The sequence below is a fragment of the Nostoc sp. CHAB 5715 genome, from assembly GCF_020829685.1.
In the GTDB taxonomy this organism is placed as follows: Bacteria; Cyanobacteriota; Cyanobacteriia; order Cyanobacteriales; family Nostocaceae; genus Nostoc.
This window is the reverse complement of record NZ_JAIVFR010000103.1, coordinates 1-11,366: the sequence shown is the minus strand read 5'-3', so window position 1 is coordinate 11,366 and position 11,366 is coordinate 1. Positions and strand designations below refer to the sequence as shown.

The 11,366-nt window shown below is 42.4% G+C and carries 15 protein-coding genes; 12 read left to right on the top strand and 3 right to left on the bottom strand.

The window, feature by feature from the left end; all coding sequences use genetic code 11:
* The 12 genes from dndD to LC574_RS08160 form a co-directional block, all read left to right on the top strand.
* On the top strand, positions 1–591 hold a 591-nt coding region (gene dndD, locus LC574_RS08215; protein WP_229452743.1), incomplete at its 5' end, for a DNA sulfur modification protein DndD.
* Between the two features lie 116 nt (positions 592–707).
* Positions 708–959 (top strand): hypothetical protein, encoded by a 252-nt coding sequence (locus LC574_RS08210; protein ID WP_229452737.1) that lies wholly within the window; start codon positions 708–710, stop codon positions 957–959.
* Positions 956–1,303, top strand: a complete 348-nt coding sequence (locus LC574_RS08205) for a type II toxin-antitoxin system PemK/MazF family toxin (protein ID WP_229452735.1) — start codon at positions 956–958, stop codon at positions 1,301–1,303. Before LC574_RS08210 ends, LC574_RS08205 begins: the two co-directional genes overlap by 4 nt.
* Positions 1,304–1,333: 30 nt before the next feature.
* A complete protein-coding gene (gene dndE, locus LC574_RS08200; RefSeq protein WP_229452733.1) occupies positions 1,334–1,720 on the top strand; it encodes a DNA sulfur modification protein DndE in 387 nt (128 codons plus the stop codon).
* Positions 1,721–1,807: 87 nt separating this feature from the next.
* Positions 1,808–3,265 (top strand): DNA phosphorothioation-associated putative methyltransferase, encoded by a 1,458-nt coding sequence (locus LC574_RS08195; protein ID WP_229452731.1) that lies wholly within the window; start codon positions 1,808–1,810, stop codon positions 3,263–3,265.
* A 247-nt stretch (positions 3,266–3,512) separates the two neighbouring features.
* Positions 3,513–4,805: an AmpG family muropeptide MFS transporter gene (locus tag LC574_RS08190; protein ID WP_229452730.1), complete on the top strand. Its 1,293-nt coding sequence runs from the start codon at positions 3,513–3,515 to the stop codon at positions 4,803–4,805.
* Positions 4,790–5,197 (top strand): ABC transporter permease, encoded by a 408-nt coding sequence (locus tag LC574_RS08185; RefSeq protein ID WP_229452728.1) that lies wholly within the window; start codon positions 4,790–4,792, stop codon positions 5,195–5,197. Before LC574_RS08190 ends, LC574_RS08185 begins: the two co-directional genes overlap by 16 nt.
* A 21-nt stretch (positions 5,198–5,218) precedes the next feature.
* Positions 5,219–5,377, top strand: coding sequence for a hypothetical protein (locus LC574_RS08180; protein ID WP_229452726.1), 159 nt, complete (start codon positions 5,219–5,221; stop codon positions 5,375–5,377).
* A gap of 69 nt (positions 5,378–5,446) precedes the next feature.
* Positions 5,447–5,635: a hypothetical protein gene (locus LC574_RS08175; protein ID WP_229452724.1), complete on the top strand. Its 189-nt coding sequence runs from the start codon at positions 5,447–5,449 to the stop codon at positions 5,633–5,635.
* 17 nt (positions 5,636–5,652) lie between these two features.
* Positions 5,653–6,246 (top strand): GNAT family N-acetyltransferase, encoded by a 594-nt coding sequence (locus LC574_RS08170; protein ID WP_229452723.1) that lies wholly within the window; start codon positions 5,653–5,655, stop codon positions 6,244–6,246.
* A 508-nt stretch (positions 6,247–6,754) separates the two neighbouring features.
* Positions 6,755–7,513, top strand: a complete 759-nt coding sequence (locus LC574_RS08165; protein WP_229452722.1) for a HEAT repeat domain-containing protein — start codon at positions 6,755–6,757, stop codon at positions 7,511–7,513.
* Positions 7,514–7,558: 45 nt separating this feature from the next.
* Entirely contained in the window at positions 7,559–7,732 is a 174-nt protein-coding gene (locus LC574_RS08160) for a hypothetical protein (RefSeq protein WP_229452720.1), read from the top strand.
* Here the strand turns inward: LC574_RS08160 and LC574_RS08155 are convergent.
* From LC574_RS08155 to LC574_RS08145, 3 genes are all read right to left on the bottom strand, one after another.
* Complete coding sequence (locus LC574_RS08155; RefSeq protein ID WP_229452718.1) at positions 7,707–8,114, bottom strand: phosphomannose isomerase type II C-terminal cupin domain; 408 nt, start codon at positions 8,112–8,114, stop codon at positions 7,707–7,709. The genes LC574_RS08160 and LC574_RS08155 overlap by 26 nt on opposite strands.
* 174 nt (positions 8,115–8,288) lie before the next feature.
* Entirely contained in the window at positions 8,289–9,632 is a 1,344-nt protein-coding gene (locus LC574_RS08150) for a sorbosone dehydrogenase family protein (RefSeq protein WP_229452745.1), read from the bottom strand.
* 316 nt (positions 9,633–9,948) lie between these two features.
* The gene (locus tag LC574_RS08145) at positions 9,949–11,145 is read right to left on the bottom strand and encodes an EAL domain-containing response regulator (protein WP_229452716.1); all 1,197 of its coding nucleotides are present in this window, start codon (positions 11,143–11,145) and stop codon (positions 9,949–9,951) included.
* Between the last annotated feature and the right edge of the window lie 221 nt (positions 11,146–11,366).

Here is an 11,366-nt window from a genome sequence, read left to right as displayed (position 1 = left end):
ATTGCCAAGTCCAAAAAAGAATTAAGTGAATATACAGTAGAAAACATTAAACATAAAAATAACGAACATATTATTACGTCAGCAGCAAAAGTTCAAGAAACACTCAAGATTTTTCGTGAAAAATTAACTCTGCGAAAACTCAATAAATTAGAGGAAGAAGTTAAAAACTGCTTTCTTTATCTCCTGCACAAATCAGACTTAGTGCATCGCATTACCATTGATACCAAGACTTTCAGCCTTTCACTTTACGATTTAAATGGTAAACCTGTCCCTAAACATCGCCTCTCTGCTGGTGAAAAACAACTACTTGCGATCGCCTTCCTCTGGGGTTTAGCCAAAGTCTCTGGACACCGCCTACCAGTAGCAATCGATACGCCGTTAGGTAGACTAGACTCTTCTCACCGCAGTAACTTAGTTGAACGTTACTTTCCATCCGCCAGTCATCAAGTAATTTTGTTATCTACTGACACCGAGATTGGAAAGAAAGAAGTAGAAACACTGCGAGAAAACGAAGCGATCGCTCGTGAATATCTCCTTAAATACGACTCCTCCACCCGACAAACAACTATCCAACCAGGATATTTTTGGTAGTACATATCGTTAAAAAATTCAGCGATGTCTAACGACAAGCCGCTATGCGTCTACGCAATTTTTTTAAGCCTACATCTTTACAATATATCTAATGAGCTTTGGAAAGGAGATCAATTATGAACTCACCACATTTAATAAAAATAGAGCATGACCTACGTGTTTTGTCATTAGAAGAATTAGAATGGCTCTTAAAACGTATCGCCAACCAAGTGCAAGAAAGAAAGCAAATATCAAATAAATTCTTTGATGTTAAATATATTAAAGAACAACTAGTTGAAATGGCTAGTGATTTAGATATAAAAACAGAAATTACCTCTATCAATAATGAATTTGGTATTACAGAAATGGATGGTTTAGAAAAGCTGTGAACATCGAGAGAGAACAAATTTATTTTGTCAATCTTAATCCAGTGCAGGGCCGAGAACAGGCAGGAACAAGACCAGTTTTAGTTTTATCTATAGACGCTATCAACGAATTACCTTTGGTTGTGACTGTAGTTGTCGGTACGAAAGGAACAAATATTAAGCGTGATTATCCAACTAATATACGAGTCTCTGCAAGTGACAGTGGATTGCTTATAGAAACAGTGTTCTTATGTTTTCAAATTCGTTCTTTAGATCCAAATCGCTTTCCTGCTAACCCATCTGCCAAGATTTCTGACTCCAAGATGCTTGAAGTTGAAACTGCGGTTCGCTACTGTTTGGGTTTATGAGCGAAAATTATCTCAATTTATAAGAAGATTATGGAATCCCCAATCGAAAGAATTAAACTCTCTCAAACAGCCAAAGACCAACTTACCAAACTTAAGCGCAGCACCAAAATCGACCAATGGAATATCCTATGCCGTTGGGCTTTTTGTCGTTCCCTCGCAGAATCAACTCCACCGTCCCCCGTCCCAATTCCCCAAGATAGCAACGTCGAAATGACTTGGCGCGTCTTTGGCGGCGAAATGTCTGATATTCTCCTCCTCGCCCTCAAACAACGCTGTCACAATGACGGTTATCCCACCGACAAAGAAACCCTGGCCACTCAATTCCGCTTACATTTGCATCGCGGTATTGGCTATTTAGCAGGCGATCCAAATATCAAGAAAATTGAAGATTTAATTGAACTGGCCATTAAACCTTGAAAGAATATTAGGTGCTTGGTGTCTTAATTACGAATTACGAACTTGTACTGAGCGTAGCCGAAGTATTACGAATTACGAATTAGTATCATGCCTGAAGCGCTAGAAATCGAGCGTCATAGAGCTGCGATCGCTCGCACTGATTTATCTCGCCCCGTGCGATTGGCAATAGAATGGGCAATCCTACATCAAGACACCACTTTTTTTGATTACGGTTGCGGCTATGGTGGTGATGTCGAGCGAATAAAAAACTTAGGCTACACCAGTGCAGGCTGGGACCCTTACTACTATCCCGATGTACCACACACCGCCGCCGATGTGGTCAATTTGGGTTACGTCCTCAACGTCATTGAAGACGCAGAGGAACGCCGTCAAAGCCTAATCCAAGCCTGGGAACTCACCGGAAAAGTTTTAATTGTCGCGGCTCAAATACTGATTAACGCTCCCAGCAAAACCCAACTTGCTTACAATGATGGCATTGTGACACGCCGCAATACTTTTCAGAAATATTACGAACAAGAAGAACTCAAAACTTATATTGATGAAGTCTTAAATGTCGATGCAGTACCGATCGCTTTAGGTGTCTACTTTGTTTTTCGAGATGAAGCCGAAAAAGAAAGTTACAAAGCTATCCGCTTTTTTTCTACCACCTCTACACCGCGAGTCCGCATCCCCACCAAACGGTTTGAAGACTATCAAGAACAGCTGCAACCACTCATGGCTTTTTTTACCAAGCGCGGTAGACTACCTGCCAAAGGTGAATTGGAAAATGAACAGGAATTACTGAGCGAATTTGGTAACTTTCGCCGCGCCTTTGGTGTAGTTTTACAAGCTACCGATGAAGCAGAATGGGATGCGATCGCTTATCGTCGTTCTTTGGATATCCAAGTTTATCTCGCCCTGACTCACTTTGATAAACGTCCTGCTTGGCAAAAGCTAGCCCCAGAAATGCGTCACGATATTAAAGCTTTTTTTAGTAGCTACGAGGAAGCTTGTCAAGTAGCCGACCAAAAACTTTTCAGCTTAGGTAAATCTGGGGTAATTCAAACTGCGTGTGAAAAAAGCAAAATTGGTAAACATACACGCGGTGCGCTTTACGTCCATGTTTCCGCATTAGCAGCACTTGACCCCGTACTACGAATTTGTGAAGGTTGCGCTAGCCGCACCATTGGGCGTGTCGATGAAGCCACATTAATCAAATATCACACTGATAAACCGCAAATATCCTATCTGTCTTACCCCGAATTCGACACTGATCCCCATCCGGCGTTAAAAGCCAGCATCGGTATTGATTTAAAAACTCTCTTCGTCACTCATCGAGACTACAAAACTAGGGCAAATCCGCCGATTTTGCACCGTAAGGAAACATTTGTTACCAGCAACTATCCTCGTTACGAAGAATTTGCTAAACTCACCCAACAAGAACAGGAATTAGGGCTGCTGAACCAAAAAAGCGACATTGGTACGCGTGAAGGTTGGGAAAAATGCCTTGCTGCACACGGGGTAGAAATCAGGGGGCATCAGGTTTATTCAATTAAGGAAAATTAAGAAAACGCTGACACTATAAGGTTATCCTGAATTTGTATTTAACCCAAGTAAATCTTGGTAGTTTGTCATGTTTGCGGGAAATCACACAGCAACTATGACGAGTTTCAATCCCTGATAGGGATTATATAGGGAACTGCTGCCGCTTTGATAATTCAAACCTTTATAGGTACTAGTTACATGATATACTTTTACATTTCCTCGTTGTATTTTATTGATATTTCCTCAAAAGAGGCAAAAATTTGAAACTATGAGGAAAATTAAATCGCTACTGGAAGTTTTCGGTAGTCGCAAGATGGCGGCTTTATTATTTTTAGGTTTTTCATCGGGTTTACCGTTATTGTTAATCGGTAATACCTTAAAAGCTTGGATGACCGAGGAGAAGGTAGATTTAGCCGCTATTGGTTGGTTTAGCCTCGCCAGTTTGCCTTATTCCTTGAAGTTTTTTTGGGCGCCATTGGTGGACAGGTTCACCCTGCCAGTTTTGGGACGACGACGGGGTTGGTTAATTTTGACGCAGATTGCTTTAATCATAGCGATCGCAGTCATGGCTTTCCAACAACCCAAACAAGCATTACAGCTACTAGCAATCAACGCCATAGTCATTGCTTTTATCAGTGCAACTCAAGATATTGCCGTTGACGCCTACCGTACCGACGTTCTAGAAAAACTAGAAATGGGGGCTGGTGCAGCAGTTTTTATCTTAGGTTATCGAATAGCCTTGTTAGTCGCGGGTGCTTTAGCCTTAATACTTGCTGACAAACTGCCTTGGTCATCGGTTTACTTGTTTATGGCAGGGACGATGGTAATTGGTATTCTTGCCACCTTGTTCGCACCAGAACCCAAGGAAATTAGCCCTCCAGCTTCTCTCGCTGATGCTGTAATTTTGCCATTTCAGGAATTTTTTCAGCGTCAAGGGATTATTACAGCTATTTTAATGCTTGCATTCATTACCCTATACAAGCTAGGTGATGCTTTGTTGAGCAATATGACCACGCCTTTTTTGCTGCAAACTGGTTTTACCAAAACCGACATTGGGGCAATTCAGGTGGGGATGGGGTTAATTGCTACGATTGTCGGCGCTTTAGCAGGTGGTTCAATTTTGAGTGCTATTGGCATCAATCGATCACTTTGGGTTTTTGGTATTCTACAAGCAGTAAGTAATTTAGCTTACTTTTTTCTAGCATACATCGGTAAAAACTACCAAGCTATGGTACTTGCCATCAACGTAGAACAATTTTGTGGTGGATTGGGGACAGCAGCCTTTGTTGCCTTTTTGATGAGTCTTTGTAACCAGCGATTTTCCGCAACCCAATATGCTTTGTTATCCAGCTTAATGGCCGTCAGCCGCGATATTCTGGCGTCCCCTGGAGGCGCGATCGCACAAAGCACGGGTTGGCCTATATTTTTCTTAATTACCATCGCCGCCGCTGTACCAGGACTACTCCTATTGCCAGTATTTGCCCCCTGGAACCCTCAGCCAGTGGCAGTCTCCAGACCAGGACTTGAGGAAGAAGAAGAGGATATATGGGGAATCAAGTAGTTATTGCTGTCGGCACATTCATCCTCTTACTCACTGGTTTATTACTTGGGTATGTTCTGTCGCAGTTAGTTCTAGGATTTCTAACATTTAACCTCCTAACTTTTTTCGGAACACTCAGCCTAATTTTAATTTTTGGTACACTTTATTATGTTTTGTTTTGGCAGTTGCAAAGAGATCAGTCCCGGCCATCAACTAGAAATGAAGGCATACCAAACCAGGTAGACGATGGTGTATCTGATAGCTATCTCAAAAACAGGCTAATCGCTAAATTATCTGGTGACACTGCTGCTGCCGAACGGTTAATTGAACAAGCAAAGGAGACTTATCCTGGGATGCCAGAGAATTGGTATTGTGAGAGAGTCCTTGATGACTTAGAGCGCGATCGCCAATAGTGCAAAAGTGGGGAGTGGGGAGTGGGGAGTGGGGAGTGGGGAGTGGGGAGTGGGGAGCAGGGGGAGATGAGGGAGCAGGGGGAGCAAGAGAAGAATAACAATGCCCCATTCCCTATTCCCTATTCCCTATTCCCTATTCCCTATTCCCCATTATCGATACACAAAAAATCGCTAAAATAAATCAAGAATACTTCACAAATCTTTAGCTAGACTCTCATAAAAGTTCGTAGCTCTTTTTACAATTAAAATATGGCTATTTTTCGTCAGTATATCGCTCCCTTGCTTGTAGTTTTGGTATTTGTCTTTGCCCTGGTAGCAGTCAGCGCCCGTATCTTTTTACCCTCCGATATGGTAGCACCCGCACCAATTGAAGAGGTGGGGGTAAGTTCTCAACCGACTCCTGCTAATTTCCCACCAGCACAAAACTCAGCTAGCTAAGTTAATCAACGTCAGAAGTGTCTGAGCAACTACTACCAGGGTATATTATTCGCCGTGGTTCCACATTGGAGCGATCGCTGCTGCTTAAATTCATGCAGCGAACTTACCAGGATCTCTTTCCTAATGAGGATTTTTCCCACCTAGAGCAAACAGTTAAGCAATACTTCTCCAGCGATACGCCCTTGTGGTGGGTAGAAGAGGAAGGGAAGTTCTTAGCAGGGAGCAGGGAGCAGAGGGAGCAGGGGGAGCAGGGGGAGATGAGGGAGACAAGAAGAATAAGCAATGCCCCATGCCCCATGCCCCATGCCCCATTCTCAATGCCCAATGCCCATCCCCCGATAGCCTGCCTCTGGGTGGGTAATGCTATAGATCAAGTGCAGGGAAACCGTCATGCTCACATTTTTATCCTCTACGTTGTACCAGAACATCGGCGACGAGGTATTGGTACAGCCTTGATGCAATATGTGGAAAATTGGGCTATTCAAAGAGGCGATCGCCAGATTGGATTGCAAGTTTTTCAATCCAACAAACCCGCATTAAATCTTTACAATCAGTTAGGTTATCAAACCCAATCCCTCTGGATGGTAAAATTCCTGAGTGCAGAAAAATAAACTATAGGACTATGATTTGATTTCTGAAAAAGCTCACCCTCAACTCGAAAAGCGTGATTCCGTATTCCCTACTCCGTACAGACGCGATTAATCGCGTCTCTACCCACTCCCCGCCTACGTAGATAATTTCAGAAATCAAATATGATTTCTATAGGATAGCAGTAAAATACTTAAGCGTCTGAGTTAGGGCGTTACTCGTTTGGATAAAACAGGAGTCAGAATACAGAATACAGAATTCAGAATACTCTACCCATAAAGGGATAGAGTTTTAATTAGGAATAATATTTTAATTTTTTTTGCCCACAAGGGGCAAGGTTTTAAACCAATATTCATTACCCAGTCGTCCAGAATTCAATTCTGAATTCTGACTCCTGAGTTCTGAATTCTTCTTATAAAACTCAACGAGGAGAAAGGAAAGTGTATAATTACGCAACTAATACTTATAAAGCTTTAACTTATTGGCGTGAGGGATTATGTGTTAATCCCTTTTCGGGATTGAAATGAAATTATGTATGACGAAGACGATCTAAGCCTACTCGATATTGAGGAGGAGCTAGAAAGCCCCCTAGATAAAATAGAGCCGCTAACTGCCGAATCAGTTGTGGCAAAGCCAGATCCAGAAGTGATGCTAGCCCTGCTGGAAAATGCCCAGCCCCAACAAAGAATGTTAGCGGCGCGTGCTTTTTGTGATATAGAAGATGCGCGTGCTACCCCCCATCTGATTCGCCTGTTAAGTGATACCTGTCCCTTAGTGCGGGTGAGTGCAGCTTATGCACTTGGACGCAATCCTAGTTCAGAGGCAGTGAGTCCATTAATTGCTCAACTAAACAGTGATTGGAATGGCTATGTGCGTAAAGGCGTTGTCTGGGCTTTAGGAAACTGTCGCGATCGCCGTTCTTTACCGCCCCTAGCAGATGCCCTCAGAACTGATATTTCCGCAGTGCGTTTGTGGGCTGCTAGCGCCTTAGCACAGATGGCAGAAGTGAGTTATGAAGCAGTTATAGGGGCAATTCCACCATTAATTCAAGCCTTAGTTAAAGATCCGGTGGCAGCAGTGCGGAGTAACAGTGCTTGGGCAATTGGTCAACTGTGCCGCGAACTGCCTTCTAATGTAGTTTATGCCACAGCGATCGACGCTTTAATTCAAGCCTTTGCCGAAGACCAAGATTTAGGAGTCCGGGCAGACGCTAAAGCCTCACTGTTAGGAGTGGGTGATCCCCGTGGTTTACAGCTTATTGAAACCCTGGAACAAGAAGGATGGTTTTGATTTGGGCATTATTGGGCATTGGGGATTGGGCATTGGGCATGGGGCATGGGGCATGGGGCATGGGGCATGGGGCATTATTGTTATTCTTCTTCTGCTCCCTCATCCCCCTCATCCTCCTCATCCTCCTCATCCCCCTCATCCTCCTCATCCTCCTCATCCCCCTCATCCTCCTCATCCCCCTCATCCCTAGACCTTACTGACCTTCAGCTACAGGTTTAACCAAATTTAAATCATAGGGGCGTTCCGTATCATCTTCGCCCAAATATTCACCATTTTGGATTTCCAGAAGAACTAGCGGAATCTGTCCAGGATTTTCTACCTTATGTAGGGTTGCTGCGGGAACATAAGTTGATTCGTTTCGATTCAGTAATATTTCCGCATCGCCACAAGTTACCTTGGCTACACCTGAGACTACAACCCAATGTTCATTGCGATGATAATGGATTTGTGGTTTAATTCCGTGCCTGGGCTTAATTTCAACACGACTAATTCTATAGGTTTCTCCCTCCTCGATCACCTCTACTTCACCCCAGTATCGTGTACCTGAATGTGGAGATAATTCGTTGATATTTGACTGAGTATTATTTTCATTGGGAGTCATAATGAATTTCTCAACTAGATGAGTATTAGTATTTTTTAGTAATTTACCCTAAACAGGATAAACCTGGGTAGGGAAATGCAGCCACAACATTTCTATTGATGACAACTGCTCTAACTTTACTCCAGGCAACAGATCCTATCCGTGAATTTTTAAATGTTTGAATGGGTGAATTGCTTAACCCCCCGTATACTGAATACGATAAATTCGATTATTGGCTTCTTCTGTTAGTAGTAAACTGCCATCTGGTAACACAAGTAAACCTACAGGTCGTCCCCAAGTGGTTGGTACAGAAGGATTTAGCAAAAATCCTGTGAGAAAGTCTTCGTAGTAGCCAAGCGATCGCCCTTTAGCATCGAAGGGAACAAACACAATTTTATAACCAGTGCCGCGATCGCGGTTCCAAGAACCACGAAAAGCAGCAAAAGCACCGTTTCGGTATTTTTCTGGAAACGTTTTAGCATCATAAAACTGCAAACCCAATGCTGCTGAATGCGCCTGGAACAGCACATCTGGCGTTTGGGTACGGGCTGCTAAGTCGGGGCGTTTACTTTTGTCATCCGTCTTTTGGCGCGGATCTAGGTTGTTTGGTGTCAGATAAGCATAAGGCCAGCCGTAAAATGCCCCCTGTTTAACGCGTGTCAGATAATCTGGAACCAACTCATCACCGATTCCATCGCGTTCGTTGACAGTGGCGTAAAGTTCGTTAGTTAGAGGATGAAAGTCTAAACCAACAGGATTACGCAAGCCGGAAGCAAATGTTTGCTGCTGGGAACCATCTAAATTCATCACCTGTACTGAAGCCCGTGGTAGGGGTTCTTCATCGACATTGGTTCCTGAACCAACTGAAACATATAATTTATTGCCATCGGGAGAGACAACGACATTGCGTGTCCAATGATTGTTATAACCTTGAGCAGGTAAGTCAGCGATTTTTTCTCCCTTGTCTGTAATTTTATTTTGACCTTTCGTATAGGGAAAACGAACCACAGCATCTGTGTTCCCCAGAAAAAAGGAATCACCTGCAAAAGCCATACCAAAGGGTCTATTGAGTCCGTTGTCCCTACTAGCAAAGGTATCTCGAACGTCGGCTACGCCGTCACCGTTGCTGTCACGTAACAGACGAATGCGGTTTTGCCCGGTTTCAGTCACCAGGACATCACCGCTAGGGGTTAAAGCTAGCCAGCGTGGGGCATCTAAACCTTCTGCAAAAACGTTAACTCTAAAGCCTGGTGGTACGCCAAGCACTGGATTTTCCGGAATGGGCACAACCTCAGGTCGCTTAGAGGCACTTTCTGTAGCGAAAGGTGCTGGTAAATTCTTCAGATTGATGCGGATAGGCGTGGGTGAAAGTGCTTCAGTCCGAACGATATCTTTTGACTGTGTAGGATTCTGTGTCAGTTGAGCAGAAGGTACAGGTGTTTGTGGTGTGGAATTATCTGAGGAAGCGCGAGTCTGGTTACAGCCTGCTACCGAGGTCAGTAAAAAAACTGGTAGCAAGAAACGCGCAAAGACTTTCATGGCGGTAGACACTATGACACAATTTTTTTATTTTAGACTTGAGACTGAATAATTGTCGCCAGTCTAAAGTCCGATTTTTCTGAGTTACTCACCCTATTAAGGTACTAAGTACTGAGAAAATAATTTACTCCCCCATGCCCAATCCCCATTCCCCATTCCCCAATATTCATACATATAGCAATCCGATTTGATTTTTGAACTTATTTGCGTAGGCAGGGAGTAGGGAGTAGGGAGTAGGGAGTAGGGAGTAGGGAATCAGCCCTTTCGAGTTGTATGGAGTTTTTTCAAAAATCAAATAGGAGTCCTATATAAGCATTTATTTAGTCAATAAAATTTTTTCAAATTCTGCTGCTGGCAATGGACGACTAAATAGAAAGCCTTGCATAGAATTACAGTTGTGTTGGCGTAAAAAACCCAGTTCTGCTTCCGTTTCGACACCTTCAGCAACTACATCTAGATTGAGATTGTGAGCCATTTGAATTAATGCTTTAGTAATGGCTGATTTCTGTGGATCAGTTGCAACATTATGGATAAAATAACGGTCTATTTTTAATGTGTTAATTGGTAAGTTTTTCAGATAAATTAGAGAAGAGTAGCCCGTACCAAAATCATCGATCGCAATTTTTACACCCAACGATTGCAATTTGCTCATAGTAGCGATCGCACTATTTACATCTTGCATAATCATACTTTCAGTGAGTTCTAGCTCTAAATAATGTGGTTCCAAACCATTAATATCTATAAAGTTGACTACTTTCTCAATAAAACCTGGCTGATTGAATTCAATTACTGACAAATTGACAGCAAAAATTAGGGAATAAATTCCAAAATCACGCCATATTTTTATTTGTTGACAAACCCTTTTTAATACCCATTTTCCAAGTGGAACAATTAATCCTGTAGACTCTGCTAACGGGATAAATTCTGTCGGGTAAATCAGCCCCAATTCGGAACTTTGCCAGCGCAATAAACTTTCAGCCGCTACTATTTTTCCAGAAGCAATATCGACTATTGGTTGATAATAAATTTCAAACTCTTCAAAATTATGTTGTTTGATAGCCCGGTGTAAGCTAATTTCTAATAGCTGCATCTTTGGAGACAAGTTGTTAATTAGAGCTTGAGGGGATAAATACCTTTTTAAAGTAGCGTGCTTTTCCAATCTGTTCATGATGGCACTTAATAACTCAGCACAAGTGAAAGGCTTAGTTATATAGTCATCAGCACCCATATTCATCCCTTGGCGGAAGTCAGATTTAGCAGATTTTGCAGTGAGAAAAATGAAGGGAATTGTTGCTGTTGATGGATCTTGACGTAACGCTGTTAGTACGCCATAACCATCAAGTTGTGGCATCATCATATCACAGAGAATTAAATCGGGAACTTCGGAGATAGCCAAATGTACTCCGATTCTGCCATTAGCCGCAGCAACAGTTTCAAAATTTTCAGCTTCTAACAAATCCAAAATGTTTTCACGAACTGCTTCTTCATCTTCTATTATTAAAATTTTGGGCATAAATTACCTCAATTTATATTTTATTTTTTATGCAAAAATGATAAAAAATTTTTACACCCCCATATAATCGCAAATATTTTACCTTGATAGGTATATATAGGAATCATATTTGATTTTTGAAATTATCTACGTGGGCGGGGAGTGGGGAGTAGGGAGTAGGGAGTAGGGAATAAGGAATTAGGCTTTTCGATCTGTACCGAGCTTTTTCATAAATCAAATAT

Coding starts and splice junctions, on each gene's coding strand:
- LC574_RS08210 (WP_229452737.1), top strand. CDS start 708: ATGAACTCACCACATTTAATAAAAATAGAGCATGACCTACGTGTTTTG.
- dndE (WP_229452733.1), top strand. CDS start 1,334: ATGGAATCCCCAATCGAAAGAATTAAACTCTCTCAAACAGCCAAAGAC.
- LC574_RS08195 (WP_229452731.1), top strand. CDS start 1,808: ATGCCTGAAGCGCTAGAAATCGAGCGTCATAGAGCTGCGATCGCTCGC.
- LC574_RS08190 (WP_229452730.1), top strand. CDS start 3,513: ATGAGGAAAATTAAATCGCTACTGGAAGTTTTCGGTAGTCGCAAGATG.
- LC574_RS08185 (WP_229452728.1), top strand. CDS start 4,790: ATGGGGAATCAAGTAGTTATTGCTGTCGGCACATTCATCCTCTTACTC.
- LC574_RS08175 (WP_229452724.1), top strand. CDS start 5,447: ATGGCTATTTTTCGTCAGTATATCGCTCCCTTGCTTGTAGTTTTGGTA.
- LC574_RS08165 (WP_229452722.1), top strand. CDS start 6,755: ATGTATGACGAAGACGATCTAAGCCTACTCGATATTGAGGAGGAGCTA.
- LC574_RS08160 (WP_229452720.1), top strand. CDS start 7,559: ATGGGGCATGGGGCATGGGGCATGGGGCATTATTGTTATTCTTCTTCT.
- LC574_RS08155 (WP_229452718.1), bottom strand. CDS start 8,114: ATGACTCCCAATGAAAATAATACTCAGTCAAATATCAACGAATTATCT.
- LC574_RS08150 (WP_229452745.1), bottom strand. CDS start 9,632: ATGAAAGTCTTTGCGCGTTTCTTGCTACCAGTTTTTTTACTGACCTCG.
- LC574_RS08145 (WP_229452716.1), bottom strand. CDS start 11,145: ATGCCCAAAATTTTAATAATAGAAGATGAAGAAGCAGTTCGTGAAAAC.